The organism is Mesorhizobium sp. B2-8-3, assembly GCF_006440815.1.
Taxonomy (GTDB): Bacteria; Pseudomonadota; Alphaproteobacteria; order Rhizobiales; family Rhizobiaceae; genus Mesorhizobium.
The window spans coordinates 80029-98082 of record NZ_VFTW01000020.1 but is presented as its reverse complement, the minus strand read 5'-3'; the positions used below and the strand labels follow the sequence as shown (position 1 = coordinate 98082).

At 61.9% G+C, this 18054-nt stretch carries 17 protein-coding genes; 6 read left to right on the top strand and 11 right to left on the bottom strand.

Annotation, left to right across the window (positions count from 1 at the left end; all coding sequences use genetic code 11):
- The first annotated feature begins 254 nt into the window (after positions 1-254).
- On the top strand, positions 255-512 hold the full coding sequence (locus FJ418_RS24150) for a hypothetical protein (protein WP_181167072.1): 258 nt from the start codon (positions 255-257) through the stop codon (positions 510-512).
- A gap of 273 nt (positions 513-785) precedes the next feature.
- Here FJ418_RS24150 and FJ418_RS24145 read toward each other — a convergent pair whose 3' ends face one another.
- The 5 genes from FJ418_RS24145 to FJ418_RS24125 all read right to left on the bottom strand — a co-directional run bounded on the left by FJ418_RS24145 (position 786) and on the right by FJ418_RS24125 (position 5239).
- A complete protein-coding gene (locus FJ418_RS24145) occupies positions 786-1496 on the bottom strand; it encodes a response regulator transcription factor (protein ID WP_226891962.1) in 711 nt (236 codons plus the stop codon).
- A 374-nt stretch (positions 1497-1870) separates the two neighbouring features.
- Positions 1871-2575 (bottom strand): Crp/Fnr family transcriptional regulator, encoded by a 705-nt coding sequence (locus tag FJ418_RS24140; RefSeq protein ID WP_140643778.1) that lies wholly within the window; start codon positions 2573-2575, stop codon positions 1871-1873.
- A gap of 399 nt (positions 2576-2974) precedes the next feature.
- Positions 2975-3367 (bottom strand): hypothetical protein, encoded by a 393-nt coding sequence (locus FJ418_RS24135; RefSeq protein WP_140869904.1) that lies wholly within the window; start codon positions 3365-3367, stop codon positions 2975-2977.
- A gap of 379 nt (positions 3368-3746) precedes the next feature.
- The gene (locus FJ418_RS24130; protein WP_140869901.1) at positions 3747-4226 is read right to left on the bottom strand and encodes a MaoC family dehydratase; all 480 of its coding nucleotides are present in this window, start codon (positions 4224-4226) and stop codon (positions 3747-3749) included.
- A complete protein-coding gene (locus FJ418_RS24125; RefSeq protein WP_140869899.1) occupies positions 4223-5239 on the bottom strand; it encodes an aldo/keto reductase in 1017 nt (338 codons plus the stop codon). The genes FJ418_RS24130 and FJ418_RS24125 overlap by 4 nt, the downstream gene beginning before the upstream one ends.
- Positions 5240-5400: 161 nt before the next feature.
- On the opposite strand from FJ418_RS24125, the gene FJ418_RS24120 reads away from it, so the two are divergent.
- Genes FJ418_RS24120 through FJ418_RS24105 form a run of 4 tightly spaced genes read left to right on the top strand, consistent with a single transcriptional unit; the run spans position 5401 to position 9367 of the window.
- On the top strand, positions 5401-6546 hold the full coding sequence (locus tag FJ418_RS24120; RefSeq protein WP_140869896.1) for an acyl-CoA dehydrogenase family protein: 1146 nt from the start codon (positions 5401-5403) through the stop codon (positions 6544-6546).
- The gene (locus tag FJ418_RS24115; RefSeq protein WP_140869892.1) at positions 6543-7325 is read left to right on the top strand and encodes a 3-ketoacyl-ACP reductase; all 783 of its coding nucleotides are present in this window, start codon (positions 6543-6545) and stop codon (positions 7323-7325) included. Before FJ418_RS24120 ends, FJ418_RS24115 begins: the two co-directional genes overlap by 4 nt.
- A gap of 24 nt (positions 7326-7349) precedes the next feature.
- Entirely contained in the window at positions 7350-8498 is a 1149-nt protein-coding gene (locus FJ418_RS24110; protein ID WP_140869889.1) for a dihydrodipicolinate synthase family protein, read from the top strand.
- 8 nt (positions 8499-8506) lie between these two features.
- Complete coding sequence (locus FJ418_RS24105) at positions 8507-9367, top strand: sugar phosphate isomerase/epimerase family protein (protein WP_140869886.1); 861 nt, start codon at positions 8507-8509, stop codon at positions 9365-9367.
- Positions 9368-9578: 211 nt separating this feature from the next.
- On the opposite strand, the gene FJ418_RS24100 is transcribed toward FJ418_RS24105, so the two are convergent.
- Both FJ418_RS24100 and FJ418_RS24095 read right to left on the bottom strand, forming a co-directional pair.
- Entirely contained in the window at positions 9579-10349 is a 771-nt protein-coding gene (locus FJ418_RS24100; protein ID WP_140869883.1) for an enoyl-CoA hydratase/isomerase family protein, read from the bottom strand.
- The gene (locus FJ418_RS24095) at positions 10346-11917 is read right to left on the bottom strand and encodes an acyl CoA:acetate/3-ketoacid CoA transferase (RefSeq protein WP_140869880.1); all 1572 of its coding nucleotides are present in this window, start codon (positions 11915-11917) and stop codon (positions 10346-10348) included. The genes FJ418_RS24100 and FJ418_RS24095 overlap by 4 nt, the downstream gene beginning before the upstream one ends.
- A gap of 112 nt (positions 11918-12029) precedes the next feature.
- On the opposite strand from FJ418_RS24095, the gene FJ418_RS24090 reads away from it, so the two are divergent.
- Positions 12030-12851, top strand: coding sequence for an aldo/keto reductase (locus tag FJ418_RS24090; RefSeq protein ID WP_140869877.1), 822 nt, complete (start codon positions 12030-12032; stop codon positions 12849-12851).
- A 46-nt stretch (positions 12852-12897) separates the two neighbouring features.
- Here FJ418_RS24090 and FJ418_RS24085 read toward each other — a convergent pair whose 3' ends face one another.
- The 4 genes from FJ418_RS24085 to FJ418_RS24070 all read right to left on the bottom strand — a co-directional run bounded on the left by FJ418_RS24085 (position 12898) and on the right by FJ418_RS24070 (position 18046).
- Positions 12898-14502, bottom strand: coding sequence for a GMC family oxidoreductase N-terminal domain-containing protein (locus tag FJ418_RS24085; RefSeq protein ID WP_140869875.1), 1605 nt, complete (start codon positions 14500-14502; stop codon positions 12898-12900).
- Positions 14502-15998, bottom strand: coding sequence for an aldehyde dehydrogenase family protein (locus FJ418_RS24080; protein WP_140869872.1), 1497 nt, complete (start codon positions 15996-15998; stop codon positions 14502-14504). The genes FJ418_RS24085 and FJ418_RS24080 overlap by 1 nt, the downstream gene beginning before the upstream one ends.
- Before the next feature lie 66 nt (positions 15999-16064).
- Positions 16065-17096, bottom strand: coding sequence for an alcohol dehydrogenase catalytic domain-containing protein (locus FJ418_RS24075; RefSeq protein WP_140643806.1), 1032 nt, complete (start codon positions 17094-17096; stop codon positions 16065-16067).
- 8 nt (positions 17097-17104) lie between these two features.
- Entirely contained in the window at positions 17105-18046 is a 942-nt protein-coding gene (locus FJ418_RS24070) for an ABC transporter permease (RefSeq protein ID WP_140643808.1), read from the bottom strand.
- Positions 18047-18054: the final 8 nt, after the last annotated feature.

Below are 18054 nucleotides of genomic sequence, written 5' to 3'. Positions count from 1 at the left end.
GCCTCCAGGTTGCGGGAACCCGAGTATTTCGCCATGGCTCTCAGCTCGGGCAGGCCAAATTCTTTGGCAGTTAAATTCTCTCGCGAAAAACTAACGGTGGATCATGAGCGAAAGCGCTTGAACTCGCCCGACGATCTGCTAACAAAAATTTGTATGTCTCGTCGGGACATTTTACAGCGAAGACATACGGAAGCAGCCCATTCAAAGCTAACAGATCTCACTATCCTTCTTTGAAGTTGAGGGGATGCATTAAGGTGGGCAACGCAAAAATTGCTCCTGGATTTTCGCTCAACGAAGCCCGAATTGGAACGGTCGAGGGCGGAGAATCTGGGCTCCTGGTCTGGAAATTCGACCAACTGGTTGCAGTCCTTACTCGGATCGACGAGGAAGCCTACTCCACAAAGGGCAAATGGTTCCTCGAGACAGGCTTTGGGTTGCTGAGCGGTCAGCACAAGAATTTCGATACGATCGAGGAAGCCGTAAGCTGGGTGGGCAGACATACCTTCCCCTAATGCCCTTGATTGATCAGCGGATTTCCGCAACCCGGCGCGCGGTTAGCTTCCCGGTGGCCGAATTTGGCAAACGCGGCCATCGCTCGGTCTGCGAATTCGTGCACGCCGCACAAAAAAGGCGCTGACTGCAGCTGAGCAGGATCGTGTTGACGAGGCGCGCCGGCGGGCGCGGTAGGTCCAACACCAAGAACGGGTTGATCCCGCCCGCCTGGTGACCGGAGGCAATTTCACTCCGCTCCAATCACTGCAACGAGGTCCCTCGACTTGGGATCGTCACTTCCGCATAGTTCCTTCCGTGAAGAGATCGTTGACCTTGTAGGCGACTTCCGTGCGGTTGGTCGCCTTCAGTTTCTTCATGATGTTTCGTATATGCACCTTCACGGTGCTTTCACGCAGGTTCAGCTCATAGGCGATGATCTTGTTCGCCTTCCCGCGACGGAGCGCTTGGGCGACCTCGGTTTGCCTTAGAGTGAACATTCTCGACAAAGGCTGCGTGTCGCGGCTGTCTGACTCGATCAGATGCCGCATGGAGAGAACGCTGCTTGCAGGGACAAAGATACCTCCGGCTGCAGCAAGGTTGATCGCTTCGACACACACATCGATACCGACTGAGGTCGGAATGTAGCCTCGTGCGCCACATTCGAGAGCTGCCAATATCTGTGCAAGGTCCTCATTGTCCGCCAGGACAACTACGGGGATCGATTTGAACTCAGACGATATGCGCCTGATCTCGTCTGCCGTGGCATGATCGGCGGCCTTCCGACCGCCAAGGTTGAAGAGTATGGCGACCAGGGGAGGGGCTGAGCCCTTCTTCATGCGCCATTCTTCGATTGAACCCATGGCGGCGACCGCCATGCCGAGTTCGTGGTCTACGAGGGCCGATGCAAGGCATTCTCGGTCCAAGGCCCTTCCATCCAGTATGAGAAGGCATTGCTCATGACGAGCATTTTCGGTTCCGTTGCTCGAAACCGTTGGTTGATTCATAGAGTTGTAATTAACCAGTCCAGCTGAGGAGCTCATACTACCAGCCCTTTTGCATACCAGCCGCCTCGCGCGGCCGACTACCCCTTATTCTAGAATTTGGAAAAGCAATCCCACCCGTCCAGTTTAAGGCTGGATCGCTTCATTCTGACCACACAGCAGTTCCCGCCTACCCAGCGAAGAACTGCTAACGTTACTCTAGGGTGAGATTATTAGCGGTCGCTAACCTAGGTTAATTTTTAGTAAAATTCCAAATAAGCGAAGCCGACCAGGCCTTGAAGACGCTGCGCCGCGCCGCTGGTTCCCAGGCACGCCGTTTTGCCTGCTGCTTGAACCGAGGAGGCAATCGCGGGAGCATGCTGGATCCGCCAGAAGATCTAGCTGAGGTACTCTTTCTCAAATCCGGCCGATTTTACGAGGTTCTTGCGGTTAAGAATCTCGACATGACCAGCCTTGAATGAGACGAGACCGGCACTGCGGAGCTCCCTCAATGTCCGGTTCACGTGAACGGGGGTCATTCCGAGGATGTCCGCCAGCTCATTCTGAGTGAGAGGGCAGTCATACTTCCCGTGGGCCGACAGGCCAACGTTGGAGAGCCTTTCCTCCAATTCGAGCAGGAAATGGGCGGTCCGGCTCATTGCGTTGCGCCGCCCGACATTCACCAGGTGCTCGGCTAGAATGGCGTTCATCCGTGCCAGGGAGTGGGCAATCCTGCTGCCGAAGCTAGCTTCGGACAAGATTCCCTCGACCAGGGCCTTCCTTGGTATTGGATAAACGGTCACATCGGTTATGGAGGCTAGCGAAGCGAACCGGGGCCCGTCCACGGAGCGGAAGCCGACAATGTCTCCCCAAAGAGGAGTGTCGATGATCTGCCGTTCTCCGTCCGGCAACCCGCGGTAGAGCAGGGTCCAGCCTGACTTTACAATGAATATCGTATCGTCGTCGTCATCCTGGCGACATACGATCGAATGGGGTTTGTAGGCTCTGGCGGCAACACCGAGAAAATCGTTGTTGGCCCACTCAGTCTTCGACCATGTCCCCCCAACCGGACGTGGGCCTATGAATTGCGACAGCGTCTGCATGGAGATCCCCAGTTTCTCCAACTCTACCACAACCTACAATAGATAATTCTTGAAAGCCAGATGTGAGCGACTTCACAGTGAGCTGGGTATGGTTGCAATGCCCGACGGAAAAGAACTCTTCTCCGACGTCTGCAACGCCGCTGCGACTTCGAAGTTCCGTATCAGCCCCCCACGGTGGAGAAATCGAAGGCCGATGTCTTCGCCGGCGATAGTGCGGCCTTCAGGCGAGGCGGCATTTACATCCGCCTGGCTTGCGCATTTCGCGTCCAAACGCGCATTTGGCCGTTTGCTGAAAGTTGCAATTGGGAATTTGCCCGCCGAGCCTCGAAAATGTGAGGTCGGCAGGCCAGCTACTGGGCCGCAGCCGCTGTCTTCGAATGCATGATAACGTTTTGGTCTTCAGGCGTTCCCCTTGGGGGCGGCCTTGCTCAGCCATTGAGGATCGAGAGCCGTATCGTCGGGATGGGTGGGGGCTTCGAAGGCATCGATCAGCGTTTTTGCTGCCCTGCCTGCAAGGTGGGATTCTGCGTACCTGGCTTGGACGGCCCGAGCGCGGTCGTAAACTTCTTTGAGCTGCCGGACCTCCTTGGCTCCCAACGTCTCACGCATAATCTGCCTGGCCATACCGTTTCCCCTTCTTGCGTTGGAACGCCAAGCAAATCGCCGTCTTCGTCTATCAGCACCGGCCTGCGCGCCCGAAGAGATGGCCAACTTTGGCAGCAACCTGTGATCACCGGCAAAACCAACGCGCCCGGTCTCGTCAGCCAGTTCCTCGCGACTTTTGGCAAGCATCTTTTCGCGCCTAGCGCCCAGACGGCCGATCCGAGTGAGAATAGAGTTTACATGGTGGCGAAGTCTCCGGGCATCCGCCCTGGCTAAGCTTTAATGCTTACCGCCGGGCCTGCCATACACAGGTTCCTTCGGAAGGAGTATCTGCGGCCATCCTTCTGCAGCGGGATGTCCAGCTACGTCCTTTGGCTCCCGGCGGCGCGGCGGAAAGAAGCAGGGAAGCGAGGAGAGCCGACATCGCATGACCATGTCACTGTATAGCGGCGGCTCCGACCGCTCACCTTGGGTTGATGCGCTACAATAATCTCGGCAACGCGATCGAGCGCACGCTCGATAAGCAGACAGCATGCCTGCATCCTTTGAGGAGGCAGAAGCGGGATCCTCAAGCTATGTCTCGCCGATAGATCATCAGCTGGTTCTCGCCTTCCTGCATGATCCCACCCCACTGATTGCGAACGACGAAACGCAGGCGAAGGACTGCGCGGGCCGGATTGCGCGTGGTCCGCTTGTCCGCGACCGTTACCTCCGCTTTGATGGTGTCGCCGGCGAACACCGGGCCTGAAAACCGCCACGTCCAGCCGAGCGACGCTACCGCCCTGAACCGGGCGACGGCATTGTTCTTCAGTCCATCGACAAGAGACAGCACGAGCAAGCCATGAGCTACACGGGCCGGGAAGCCATGCCGCCGCGCCGCCTCGTCGCTCATATGGATTTCGAACCGGTCACCGGTCATTTCCGCGAATGCCTCGATGACAGTTGCCGTTACTTCTCGGGAAGGCGTTTCGAAATGGTCGCCGATCTCCACGTCTTCGTAGCTCAACCCGAAGCCTGTGAGCGATTTTCCCTTGGGCTCGACACTCATGCCGGCACCGGAGCATCCTCTCGCAACAGTCCCTTCTTCTTCAGGTCCTTCCAGAAATCGCCCGGGATAGAGTAGCTGAACCAGGAGAGATTCTGCTCGAGTTGCTGGACGGTGCGGGTGCCGGCGCAGAAGGAGGGGATGGCCGGATGCGCTACCACGAACTGCAAGGCGGCGGCCGGCAGCGGCACGCCGTGTGCGCGGCAGACCTCTTCGATTTTCGCGACTTTTTCAACGATGTGGCTTGGCGCGGGTGAGTAGTTGTACTTGGCGCCGGGAACGGCACCCGTGGCCAGGATGCCGGAATTGAATCCCCCGCCGACGAGCACCGCCGCGCCACGTTCGACGCAAAGTGGAAGAAAAGCGTCCAGGGCCTGCTGTTCGAGAAGCGTATAGCGACCTGCCAGCAGGAAGCAGTCGAAGTCGCGCTGCTTCAGAGCTTCGTGGCAAACCTCCCATTCGTTAACGCCAACGCCGATCGCCTTCACAAGGCCTTCCGAACGCAGCTTCTCCAGCGCCTTCCAGCAGCCATCCATCGCCTGCCGGAAGACCTCCGGCTGCTCGTCCCCGCTGGTGAACCGATCGATGTCGTGGATAAAAAGCATGTCGATGTGTTCGAGGGCCAAGCGCTGCAGCGAATCCTCGAACGACCGCATGGTGCCGTCGTAGGAGTAGTCGAAATTCATGGTGTTCGGCGCGGCGTTCGACCACGGCGCGAAGTCGATCTGCGAGCGCTTTGCCGGTTTCAGCATCCGGCCCACCTTGCTGGCGAGGACGAACTCGTCGCGCTTCTTCCACCGAAGCGAATGCCCGGTTCGCAGTTCCGAGAGGCCGTGGCCGTACATCGGCGCGGTGTCATAGAAGCGCACGCCCGCATCCCATGCGGTCTGGATCATGGCATCCGCGGTCTGCTCCTCTATGGGCTGAAGGAAATTTCCGATCGGAGCGGTTCCGAACGCGAAGGCCGTAACCTCGAGCCCGGACCGGCCGAATACACGCTTGCCAGACGGCTTCATGATATCCTCCATTAGTAACCATCTGGTTATTTATATTTAAGTTCACGCGGCGCCGCAAGGACTTGATAGCGGCAACACCTCGCGATGCAAAAGTCCGCCGCTTGACGTCGGCGGCGATTCCGGCATAGTAGTAACTAGATAGTTACATACGGAGGTCGACCGTGCCGCTGAGCGAAACGCAGCAGCAGGTGCGCGAGATGGCGCGCCAATTTGCCGAGGATGTCATTCGTCCGGTTGCCGAGGCGCTCGATCGGGATGAGCGCTTTCCCGGCGAGATATATGAGCAGATGGGTGAGCTCGGTCTCTTCGGGATAGGCGTCCCGGAGGCCATGGGCGGCCCCGGCTTCGACACGCTTACCTATGCGCTGGTGATGGAGGAACTGTCGCGCGGCTATGCGTCCGTCGCCGATCAATGCGGCCTCGTCGAACTGATCAGCACCTTGCTTGTTCAGCATGGCACCGAGGCGCAGCGGCAGCAGTGGCTGGGGCCTGCGATGCGCGCCGAGAAGAAGGCTGCCTACTGCATCACCGAGCCTGAAGCCGGCACCGATGTTTCCGGGATACGCACCACCGCAAGGCGCGACGGGGACGGGTGGCGACTGAACGGCGGCAAGATCTGGATCCACAACGCACCGGTCGCCGACATCGGTTTCGTGCTGGCGCGCACCGACAAGCATGCGGGCCATCGCGGCATGTCGATCTTCATCGTCGATCTGCATGCCAAGGGAATAGAGCGCGGGCCGAAGGAACATAAGATGGGTCAGCGGGCCAGCCAGGTCGGCGCGCTCAATTTCAACGACGTCGTTCTGGGTCCTGAAGCGCTGCTGGGAGAAGAAGGCCGCGGTTTCCACATGATGATGAGCGTGCTCGACAAGGGGCGTGTGGGCATAGCTTCGCTCGCTGTCGGCATTGCGCAGGCCGGGCTCGAGGCAGCGGTCGACTATGCCCAGCAGCGGCGTCAGTTCGGCAAGCCGATTGCCGACTTCCAGGGCGTGCAATGGCTGCTTGCCGACATGGCAAAGGACATCGAGGCGGCTCGTCTGCTCGTGCGCAGCGCCGCCGAGAAGATCGATGCGGGGGAAAATGCAACCAAGGCCTGCTCGATCGCCAAATGTTTCGCGGCAGACATAGCCGTGGCGCGCACCGCCGATGCCGTGCAGGTCTTCGGCGGTTCCGGCTACATACGCGGCTTCGAGGTCGAGCGCCTCTATCGGGACGCCAAGATCACGCAGATCTATGAAGGCACCAACCAGATCCAGCGCATGATCATCGCCCGCGAGCTCCTCAAGCATGGAGCCCGGGCGTGAGTGCCGGATCGCGTCATGCGGCTTTCGTCACGGGATCGAGCCGCGGCATCGGGCTTGCGGCGGCATTGCAGCTCGCACGGCGCGGATTCGGCGTGGCCCTCAACGGCCCGGCCGACGACGAGGAATTGAAATCCGCCGAAGCCGCGGTCGCCGCGCTCGGCGTTCCGGTCGCGCGCATCGCGGGCGATGTCGCCGATCTGAGTGCGCACGAAAGCATGCTTGACGCCGTCGAGGCCGCCATCGGGCCGCTGTCGACGCTGATCAACAATGCCGGCGTGTCGGTCATCTCGCGTGGCGATCCGCTCGATGTGACGGAAGAGAGTTATGACCGCTGTCAGGCAATCAACACGAAGGCGCAGTTCTTCCTGTCGCAATGCTGGGCCAGGCGGCTTGTCGCCCGCAGGCGCGATGACGGCCGCTTCTACAGCCTGATCAACGTCTCCTCTTCCAATGCCACGGCGGTGGCCGAGCCCCGGGCCGAATATTGTGTATCGAAGGCGGGATCTGCCATGGTCAGCCAAGTCTTCGCGGTCCGCCTTGGCCGCGAGAACATCGCCGTCTACGACATCAGGCCTGGCCTGATCGAGACGGCGATGACCAGGGCGGTCAGCGAAACCTACCGACGCCGCGTCGACGAGGAGGGGCTGACATTGATCCGCCGCCTCGGCAAGCCGGAAGATGTCGGCCGCGTCATGGCGACGCTCGCCACAGGCGAGCTGCCATATACGACCGGCCATGTCATTGCCGTCGATGCGGGTATGTTGGTGCCGCGGTTCTGACTGCGCAGCGCCAGGGAGAACGCCATGATCATCCAACTGCCGGACACCACAGGCAGACTTTCCGATTATCGGCTGCAGGGCAAAGCGATTCCGGCCACGCGGTTGCCTCCCGATGCGCCACGCACCGTGCTGTCGGCGGCCCATGTTGTGGCGGATCCTTTCAGCGTGAGCGATCCCGGCGGCCCCGCCGCCATCGACTGGAAGGCCACGATGGCATTCAGGCGCCACCTCGACGGGCTCGGCCTCGGCATCGCCGAAGCAATGGACACCGCGCAACGCGGGATGGGTCTCGACTGGCCTTCGGCTTTGCAGCTCATCCGCAGGAGCAAGGAGGAGCTGCCGGACGCGCTCGTCTTCAACGGCGCCGGCACCGATCAGCTCGGACCGGCTGATGCACGCTCGCTCGACGATGTCCGCCGAGCCTATTTCGAACAGATCGAGGTCATACAGAAGGTCGGCGGCAGGTTGATAGTCATGGCCAGCCGGGCGCTGGCGGCGGTGGCGCGTTCGCCGGACGACTACATATCGGTGTATCGCGACGTGCTTGCGCGCTGTGACCGCCCGGTGATCCTGCACTGGCTGGGAGAGATGTTCGATCCGGCCCTCAAGGGCTATTGGGGGGCTGACCGCTTCGAGAATGCGCTCGAGACGGTGTTGGCGATCATCGGGGACAACATCGCCAGGATCGACGGCATCAAGATCTCGCTTCTCGACAAGGAGAAGGAAATCGCGATGCGCCGCCGTCTGCCTGCCGGCGTTAAGATGTACACCGGTGACGACTTCAATTATCCGGAGCTGATCGCGGGCGACGAGAAGGGCTTCTCGCATGCCCTTCTTGGTATCTTCGATCCTTTGGCGCCGGCCGCCGCCTACGCCATCGACCGGCTCGGTCTGGGCGATACCCAAGGGTTCCACGCCACGCTGGATCCGACCGTACCGCTCGCGCGGCTGATTTTCCGCGCGCCCACGCAATACTACAAGACCGGGGTCGTTTTCCTTGCCTGGCTGAACGGCTTCCAGGACCATTTCATCATGCTCGGAGGCGCTCAGTCGATGCGGCCGCTGCCCTATTTCGTGGAGGTGTTCAAGCTGGCCGACGGATGCGGTCTTCTTGGAGATCCCGAGCTCGCAGCTGGGCGCATGCGCAAGCTGCTTGCCCTTTACGGTCTCTGATCGGCGCCATGCGCGATTTTGCGAAGGATCATTCCGCATTGGCGCTGAATACGGCAACGCTTGGCCACAACCTCGACGGGTACGGTGCGGGCTGGTCGATCGAGCGCGTGCTCGATGCATGCGCCGAACGCGGTTTCGGCGGCATCGTCTTCTGGCGCCGCGAACTCGGCGATCGCGCCATTCATATAGGTGAACAGGTTCGCGCCGCCGGTCTGAGGGTGGTCGGGCTGTGCCGCGCCCCATATCTCACCGGCCCCCTGGCGCTGCCCGACCGCGAGACGGTAATGGATGACTTCCGGGCTGCGATCGATATGGCTGCCGGCCTCGGCGCGCCTGTTCTGACCATCGTCGCCGGCGGGGTAGAGCCGGGAACAAAAGGCATCGGCGAAAGCCTCAAGCTGGTTGCGGATCGTGTTGCCGAAGCGGCGCCCTACGCGGCTGTCAGAAACATTCGCCTCGCCATCGAGCCGCTGCATCCGGTTTATGGCGGCGACCGATCCTGCCTGGTGACGATGCGCGACGCGGTCGACCTTTGCGTCGCCGTCGATGCACCCAATGTGGGCGTTGCGGTCGACGTCTACCACGTCTGGTGGGATCGTACGCTGGCCGACGAATTGCTGCGGGTCGGGCCGAGGCGCATTTTCGGCTATCACCTTTGCGATTGGCTGGCGCAGACCCGCGACGTGCTGCTCGACCGCGGCATGATGGGAGACGGCGTGGCCGACCTGAAGGCGATCCGCGCGGCGGTGGAAGCGGCTGGCTATGACGGGCCGTGCGAGGTGGAGGTGTTCTCGGCGCGAGACTGGTGGAAGCGTGATCCCGGGGACGTCCTGGACGCATGCGTGGAGCGCTTCCGCTCCGTCTGTTGAAGACGGAGGTTTGACAGCCTCGCAACCCCGCTCTGGGCAAGGGGGACTGTTGCGTGGTCAGCCGCCGCCTGCGAAACAGCCTGCCGCGCTCAGATCGGTCCCGAGATTAATGCATGTCGCGCAAAAGTGTGCAGCGGTTTTGCGATAACGACATGCATGAAAACAAAGGCTTAAAAGCGCGTCGCCTGAATCCGCTTCAGCGCGACGCTCTTTAGCCTTTCGGCCGCTGGCTCTGCTGTCGGAAGGCCGCCAGGCCCTGCCGAAGATCCTCGCTGCCGGCGGCGATACGCCCGGCAAGGGCGTCCAGCACGCGCTCGCGCTCCTCGCCTTCAACGGCATTGATGAGCATCTTGGTCAATTCGACCGCGGTAGCGGACCTGCCTGCAACGACCGCGGCAAGGTCCTCGGCCGCTGCCAGGCCGCGCCCTTTGTCGACGACCTTGTCGACAAGCGACAGTCTCAACGCCTCGTCGGCGGAATAGACCTCACCGAAGATCGACATGCGCCGGATAAGCTGCGGGCCGAAACGACGGGCCGCGCGCTGGGTTCCTGACCAGCCGGGTATGATTCCGAGGCTGGTCTCGGGCAGACCGATACGGGCGTGGCCTTCCGCAATCCGATAGTCGGCGCAGGCCGCCAGCTCCAGGCCTCCGCCGAGGCAGTGTCCGTTCAGGACGGCAATGACCGGCTGCGAAAGCCTGGCGACAGCGTCGAAGCCGGCGTGGCCGTCGCGGATCCAGTGGCGTGCGAACTCCGCTGGACCGAGGGCGCTCCAGGCGGCGACATCGCCGCCTGCGCAGAATGACTTGTCGCCTTCGCCGATCAGGATCAGAACCTTGGCTGCGGAACGCTCCACCGACCTGCACAGCGGGACGAGCGCATCGACCATCGCCGCGTCAAGCGCGTTCAGCTTTTCAGGCCTGCGGATGGTCAACCGTGCGACGGGTCCGTCAATGCTCAGGTCGAGACGAGGGTCGCTCACAACCGCAGCCCTATCGGCTGGTCAAGAAACAGTGCCTCGTCCATCACCTTCAGTTGGGGGGAGACCGAGAGCGGTGTGGCTGCCTGCTGCAGGACGTCACGTTCGAGGTCGAGCCCCGGCGCTATTTCGGTGACGACCAGGCCGTCGGCCGCCAGCCGGATGACGCATCTTTCCGTCACATAGGTGACGTCCTGGCCCTGGCTGCGGGCGCGCGCCCCCGAGAAGCTGACCTGATCCACCTTCGGCACGATCTTGGCGACCTTGCCTTCCTTGTCGATGACCAGATTTCCGTTTTCCAGCCGCATCTTCGCGCCTGCATTGAAATTGCCCGAGAACACGATCTTACGCGCCCGCGAGGTGATGTCCACGAAGCCTCCGGCGCCGGCGGTGCGGTGCGGCGTCGACGAAAGCCGCGAGACGTTCACGGATCCGTCGGATCCGATTTCGAGGAACGACAGCAGGGAACAGTCAAAGCTGCCGGCCTGGAAGTATGTGAAAAGGTGCGGGGAAGCGACGAAGGCCTCTGCGTTGGAGGCGCAGCCGAATTTGAAATCGAGCAGCGGCACGCCGCCCACCGGACCTTGTTCTATCACCCAGGTGACGGCGCCGTGCAGGCCTTCCTCGATCAGGATGCGAGGCACGTTGGCGGAGATGCCGAAGCCGATGTTGACGGCCCAGCCCGCTCGAAGCTCCTGCGCGACCCGGCGTGCGATGACCTTGGAGATATTGTATTCAGGCGTACGGAATGTGCGCAGGGGCCGGAACAGTTCGCCCGATATGGCTGGATCGTATGCGGTTCCCGTGGTCTGCAGTTGATCCGGAGCTTCGACAATGAAGTCCACCAGGATTCCGGGGACCCGCACCTCATGCGGCCGCAGCGTGCCTTGAGCCGCGACGCGCTTGACCTGGGCGATGACGATGCCGCCGCAATTGCGCGCCGCAAGCGCCATCTCCATCGCACCGAGGGTTGCCCCTTCCTGCTCGAAGGTAAGGTTTCCCTTCTCGTCCGCCGTCGTCGCCCGGATGATCGCCACGTCCGGCTTGAGGGGTGGGAAGTGGAGCCATGTCTCGCCGTTGAACTCCACGCGCTGCACGATCGGTGACTTCCGTGCCGCGTCGTTCATGGCCCCGCCTTCGAGTGCCGGATCGACAAAGGTGTCCATGCCTACCTTGGTCAACACACCCGGTCGGTGCGCCGCGCCCTCGCGCAGCATGTCGAACACGACGCCTGAGGGGAAATTCCAGGCCGCCACGTCGCCAGCGAGAATGCGCTGCCAGATCAGCGGCGGCTCGGCATTGGTAGGCCCCGATGGATATGAGCCGCCGATGATGCGGCTGATCAATCCCGGCAAGGCGATGTGGTCGACGCCCTTGGTGCCGAACATGTCGCCCGCGGCGATCGGATGGATGGTGGTGATGTTACGGGGTGCCCCTTCGACTGTGAAACGTTTGCCGAGCGCTTCAAGCACGGCGTCCGGACACAGCAGACCGGACGACGAATTGACGGCTACCACCGCTCCGTCGCGAATCTGGGTGACGGCCTCCGCTGCGGACCTGACCTTGCTCACGTTTCCTCTCCACAAAGCTTGAATAAGTAACTAAACAGTTATATCGTTGGTATAACCGCCTGCGGCTTTCAAGGCAAGCTCCGGGCTGACCACAATCAGTGGGAGGATTTCGATGAATATCATGTTCCAGAAGGCGAACCAGAGAGTGTTCGGGACCTTCCCCCTCAAGGGCGATGCGCTGCGCAACGCGATCGCGGCGGCAATCGACACGGGATACCGCGCCTTCGACACGGCCCAGGCCTATGGCAATGAAGCCGACACTGGTGCCGCCTTGGCCGAGAGCGGCATACCTCGGGACGAGCTCTGCATCACGACAAAGGTCACCGTGGAGAACTTCTCGCAAGAGCGGTTCATGTCATCCGTCGAACAGTCCTTGCGGGATCTGAAGTTGGATCGTGTCGACATTCTGCTTCTTCACTGGCCGACGCCAGGAGGCGACATCAAGCTCTCGCTTGAACTGCTTCAGGAGGCGCAGGAACGGGGTTTCGCCAGCACCATCGGAATTTCGAACTACACAGCGGCGATGATGCGGCAGGCGAGGCAGATCACCGGCGTGCCGCTCGTAACAAATCAGGTGGAATTCCATCCGCTTCTTGACCAGCGCAAGCTGCTGGCGGCCGCGAGTGAGACGGGCATCCCTCTATCGTCCTACTGCTCGGTCGCGCGCGGCGAGGTTTTCAAGCATCCGCTTTTCGCCGATATCGGCGCCACATACGGCAAGTCGGCCGCCCAGGTCGTGTTGCGCTGGGTCCTGCAGAAGGGTTTGCCGATCAACACGATGTCCACCAAGCCAGGCAACATCCGCTCGAATTTCGACGTTATGGACTTCACCTTGTCGAGCATCGACATGGGCCGCATCGACGCCATGAATGCCGTCGGTTTCCGCGTTGTTGGGAAGCGGCTGATCCCTTATGCACCGGATTTCGATACCTGAGCGCGCGAACAGGGAGAGTGAGCAGATCCGAGGTGACTGGCAAATGCTAGCGGTTGCCTCGGATCAGGTCCGACGCATGCTCGCCGATCATGATTGTCGCTGCATTGGTGTTTGAGCCGACCAAGGACGGCATTGCCGAGCTATCGCAGATGCGGATGCCATCCAACCCGTGCACTCGCAGGAGAGGGTCGACCACGGACATCGCATCCTTCCCCATCTTACACGTGCAAGTCGGGTGATACGAGGTCCGGCCGTAGCGTCGCGCATAGGCTTCATGGTCTGACTGCGAGCGCACGCTTGTGTCAGGGAAACGGAGCTCCTTGATGAATTTGCGCAGCGACTGCTGATTGAAGATCTCCCGGCTGATCTTGATGCCTTCGACCGATATTCTCAGGTCGTCGGGCTCCGCGAGGAAATTGGGGTCGACGATTGGATTGTCGCGTGGATCCGGCGAGCGGAGCGTCACGCTTCCGCGCGATTTCGGGCGCAGCGTATAGCTGTTCAATGTGATGCCGGACGATCCTTTCGGAACCGACGGCACGCCCGCTTCCGCGCCGGCTCCCGCCAGGAAGTGGAACTGCAGATCGGGAACCGCTCCCGCATGGTTCCCCGAGGAATGCCAGAAGGCGCCGCCCTCGACCACGTTCGACGTTATCGGCCCGGTCCTGAACAGCGTGTACTGGATACCGGCCCACAGCATCCAGTGCGTCTTGTTGTATTTGTCGAGTGAATCATGGCCTTTCAGCTGGGCCACGATGTCGATGCCAAAATGATCCTGAAGGTTTTGCCCGACACCCGGAAGATCCTGGATCGCTTCGATGCCATGGTGACGAAGGTGATCGGCAGGGCCGACGCCTGACAGCATCATCAGCTTCGGCGTGCCTATCGCCCCCGAGGTCACCAGCACTTCGCTGTCGGCGTTTATGACCTTCAGTGAGCCGCCGACCGAGCATTCGACGCCAACGGCCCGGCGGCCCTTGAAGACGATGCGATGGACCAGGGCTCCTGTGATCAGCGTCAGGTTCGGGCGTGTCAGGGCAGGCTTGAGGTAGCCCACGGCAGCCGAGCAGCGGCGGTTGTTGCGCGTTGTGATCTGGTAGATGCCGGCGCCTTCCTGCTTCGCGCCGTTGAAGTCCGGATTATAGGGCAGCCCGTATTCCTGGCAGCTCTGGACGAATGCGCGCGAGACGACGTTCGGATCTGGTATGTTCGATACGCCGAGCGGTCCGTTGGTGCCGTGCAGCTTGCCGGAGAGTATGCTGTTGCCCTCGGAACGGAGGAAATATTTCCGGACGTCCTTGAACGCCCAGCCGTCCGCGCCTTCCTCGTTCGCCCAGCGGTCGTAATCGGTCTCGTGCCCGCGGGTATAGACCGCGGCATTGATGGACGAACCGCCGCCGAGAACCTTCGCCTGGGCATAAAGAATTTCGCGGTTGTCGGCGTGCTTCTGCGGTGCCGTCACCAGCCCCCAGGTGAGCGGCCCCGTGGTCATCTTGGCGAAGCCGACCGGCATATGGATGTAGGGATGGCTGTCCTTGCCGCCGGCCTCGATGATACAGACCCTTACAGCCGGATTCTCAGACAGGCGCGCGGCAAGCACGCAACCCGAAGAGCCGGCGCCGACGATCACATAGTCGAAACCTGTCGTCATCACTTGATCCAGTGCGCACGCTTGCCGACCTCGATGTGGACGGACTTCACCTGTGTGTATTCCTCCACGCCGTACATTCCGGCCTCTCTTCCCCATCCGGACTGCTTGAACCCGCCGAGCGGCATCTCCGGCCCTCCGGCCATGATCGTGTTCACCCAGAACCGGCCGGCGCGCACGCGCCGCGTCACCACCAGCGCCTTGTCTATGTTCTTTGTCCACACGCTGGCAGCCAGGCCATACACCGTATCGTTCGCGAGACTGATGGCCTCCTCGACCGTGTCGAAATGGAAGGACGACAGGACGGGCCCGAAGATTTCGTCGCGAGCAATGGACATCCCGGATGTGACCCCCGAAAACAACGTTGGCGCGATATACTGGCCGCCGCCAAGATCCAGGGCCTGCCCGCCGGCGACAAGCGTCGCCCCTTCGGCCTTGCCCTTGTCGATATAGCTCAGGATGGTTGAATTCTGCGCATCGGTGGTGATGGCTCCGACCTGCGTCTTCGTCTGCAGCGGATCGCCAACGACTATCTTGGCCATCTTGGCGGCAAGGATTTCCTCAAACTCGCGAGCGACCGGGCGCTCCACGATGACGCGGCTCGACGACACGCAGCACTGGCCCGTGTTGAAGCTTATGCCGAAAGCCGCGCCGTCCGCCGCATCCTCGAGGTCGCTGTCCGCAAAGACGAGGATCGGATTCTTGCCACCCAGCTCCAGGCCGAGCTTCTTGAAGTTCGAGTCGGCTGCCGCATGGACGCATGAGCGTCCGACGGATGTCGATCCGGTAAAAGACAGCATGTCGACATCGGGATGCTCGCTCAAAGCCTGACCAATCGTCCGGCCCGATCCGGTGACGACGTTATAGACGCCGTCCGGCGCGCCGGCTTCGGAAAGGATTTCGCCAAGCAAAAGTGTCGTCGCGGACGTGACCTCGGAAGGTTTGACGACCATGGTGCAGCCGCTGGCGAGGATGAACGGAACGCGTTCGCAAAGGATCAGGAACGGGAAGTTCCATGGTGTGATGAGCCCGACCACGCCGACTGGCTCGCGCAGCACCATGCCGAAAAGGCCGTCGCCGAGACTGTTGAAACTGTCGCCGTGCAACAGCCTTGCGGCGCCCGCGCCGACCTCGAAACAGGCGATGCAGTGATCGATCTCGCCGCGCGCCTGGGAGATCGGCTTGCCGTTCTCGAGGACTTCCCAATAGGCGATTTCATCACGGCGGCGGCGCAGAATGTCGGCCGTCCTCAGCAGCACGCCGGCCCGGTCGGCCCCTGGCAGTCCGGCCCACCGGCGGTCCTCGAATGCGCGGCGCGCCGCGGCGACGGCGGCATTGAGGTCGTCCACCGTGCATCTGGGCGTAAGCGTCACCGGCACGCCGTGGCCCGGCGACCGGCGCTCGAACATGGCGCCGCCTTTGCGCCAGCATCCGTCCGACCAGAAACCAAATTCGCGCGGTGCATCCGGGAGGGCTGCGCGGTCAGTGAAATCGAGCATGGAATGCCTCCGTTCTGGCTGTGCGCCGGCCGTCCGCGATCCATTGCGGGCGGAACGCGCCGGCGCCTAGTTCAATACGATTTGCGTCTTGAGATCCTGGGGCCGCTCGGCCAGGGTCTCGAAGGCGCGCTGGATGTCATCGAGCGGGAAAGTCGCGCGTGTGAACGCCTCGGTCCGAAAGCGGCCGTGCGACAAAAGTGTCAGCGCATCGTGCATGTCTTCTCCCATGCCGGCGACCGAGCCCTTCAGACTGTTCTCCTCGAGGATGGTGCGCAGGATATCGACCGGCACCGTGTCGTGCGGCCCGGTAAGGCCGAAGAAAGCGACATGGCCGCCCTTGCGGATGAGTTCGAAGGCCAGCGCATAGAGCCGTGCGGAGCCGACGCTCTCGATCACCAGGTCCGCCCCCCGTCCACCGGTCCTTTTCAAGACCTCTGCCTTAAGCAGGGCAGGATTGGCAACGGCTGCATCCGCACCGGCTTCAAGGGCAAGGCGGCAACGGTCTTCCGACAGGTCCGCGACAATGATTGGGGCGGCGCCGCACAAGCGCATCATCTGGACATGCAGATTGCCGATCGGTCCTGCTCCGAGGATCACGACTGACTGGCCGAAACTCGCGCGCGCCTTGCGCGCGGCGCGCACCACGCAGGACACCGGCTCGGTCAGGGCAAGCACCTGAACCGGCACATCGTCCGGCGCCTCTATGACGAGCCGCGCCGGCACGCAGACATATTCGGCGAACGCGCCGTCGCGCCCGATGCCCACCTGCGTCATCGAGGGGCAGTTGAGGACCTCGTTGCGGCGGCACCAATAGCACTCGCCACAGCCAATATTGACGTCCGCGACGCAGGTCGTGCCTGGCTTGATATGTTTCACACGCTCGCCCGTCGCGGCGACGGTCCCGGCAAACTCGTGGCCAGGCACGAGCGGCAGCCGGTCGGCGGCATAGTGACCGTTGAACATATGGATGTCGGTGCCGCATATGCCGGTCCGCGAGACGCGGATCAAGGCGTCGTCGGGGCCAACCTCCGGTACGGCGACCTCAAGCAGATCGAAACGGTGCGGAGCTGTCAGAACGGCCGCGCGCATTGTTGCCATGGCGTGTCTCACTTCACGGTGCGAAGTTTGGAGCGGTCGATGGTCAAAGCGATCGCGACGATCAGCACTAGACCAAAGACCATTTGCTGCTGCGTCGCGGCGATGCCGAAGTAGAGCATCGAGGCGCGGATGACCGCCACGATCAGCGTGCCGATCGCGGTGTTGAGCACACCGCCGACGCCGCCCGTCAGCGGCGTCCCGCCGACAAGCACCGCGACGATGGCCGGCAGAAGGAAGCCGTTGGCAATCGTCGGCGCGCCGCCCGACAGCTTGACGGAAAAGAGTAGCCCGGCCACTGCGGCCAGCGCTCCCGATATGGCAAAGGCGAGGATCTTGTAGCGGGCGACGTTGAGGCCGGACGCGGCCGCGGCCAGTTCGCCGGCGCCCACGGCCTTCAGCGCCCTGCCGAGGATGGTGCGCCGTTCTATGATCAGGCAGATTGCCAGCAGGCCGAGCGCGATGAAGAGCTCGTGCGGCACGATGCCGGTTCGACCGATCATCCAGCCGAAGGTTTCGTTGCGCTGTGTTGCGTCCATGTTCAGGGCTCGATTGCCAGACAGCCATTGCGCCACCGAGAAGCACACGCCGCCGACGGCCAGCGTCGAGATGAAGGAGGGAACGTACATGCGGGTGGTCAGGTAGCCGGAGAGGGTGCCCAGCGCGAAGCCTGCAAGGATGCACAGCGCGGCAACCCATATGCCCAGCGACGCCAGATAGACCGAGGCAACCACGGTGATCATGTTAGCCATCGACTGAGCCGACAGGTCGATGCCGCCGATGTAGATCGCGAAGGTCAGTCCCAGCGCCATGATGAACAGCGGTACGATGTCGCCTGCAAGGCTCAGCAGATTGGCCGGCTTCAGGAAGCTCGGATCGGCGATGCCGACGATCGTGACCAGGACCAAAAGGGTGATCCAGGGGAAGTGTGGCTTGAGGCGTTGGATGTCCATGTGGCCTC

What these genes read in the sequence shown, in the direction of transcription:
- FJ418_RS24070 (WP_140643808.1), bottom strand. Translation starts at nt 18,046, where the DNA reads ATGGACATCCAACGCCTCAAGCCACACTTCCCCTGGATCACCCTTTTG.
- FJ418_RS24135 (WP_140869904.1), bottom strand. Translation starts at nt 3,367, where the DNA reads ATGCTTGCCAAAAGTCGCGAGGAACTGGCTGACGAGACCGGGCGCGTT.
- FJ418_RS24075 (WP_140643806.1), bottom strand. Translation starts at nt 17,096, where the DNA reads ATGGCAACAATGCGCGCGGCCGTTCTGACAGCTCCGCACCGTTTCGAT.
- FJ418_RS24080 (WP_140869872.1), bottom strand. Translation starts at nt 15,998, where the DNA reads ATGCTCGATTTCACTGACCGCGCAGCCCTCCCGGATGCACCGCGCGAA.
- FJ418_RS24085 (WP_140869875.1), bottom strand. Translation starts at nt 14,502, where the DNA reads ATGACGACAGGTTTCGACTATGTGATCGTCGGCGCCGGCTCTTCGGGT.
- FJ418_RS24130 (WP_140869901.1), bottom strand. Translation starts at nt 4,226, where the DNA reads ATGAGTGTCGAGCCCAAGGGAAAATCGCTCACAGGCTTCGGGTTGAGC.
- FJ418_RS24140 (WP_140643778.1), bottom strand. Translation starts at nt 2,575, where the DNA reads ATGCAGACGCTGTCGCAATTCATAGGCCCACGTCCGGTTGGGGGGACA.
- FJ418_RS24145 (WP_226891962.1), bottom strand. Translation starts at nt 1,496, where the DNA reads ATGAATCAACCAACGGTTTCGAGCAACGGAACCGAAAATGCTCGTCAT.
- FJ418_RS24105 (WP_140869886.1), top strand. Translation starts at nt 8,507, where the DNA reads ATGCGCGATTTTGCGAAGGATCATTCCGCATTGGCGCTGAATACGGCA.
- FJ418_RS24110 (WP_140869889.1), top strand. Translation starts at nt 7,350, where the DNA reads ATGATCATCCAACTGCCGGACACCACAGGCAGACTTTCCGATTATCGG.
- FJ418_RS24125 (WP_140869899.1), bottom strand. Translation starts at nt 5,239, where the DNA reads ATGAAGCCGTCTGGCAAGCGTGTATTCGGCCGGTCCGGGCTCGAGGTT.
- FJ418_RS24090 (WP_140869877.1), top strand. Translation starts at nt 12,030, where the DNA reads ATGAATATCATGTTCCAGAAGGCGAACCAGAGAGTGTTCGGGACCTTC.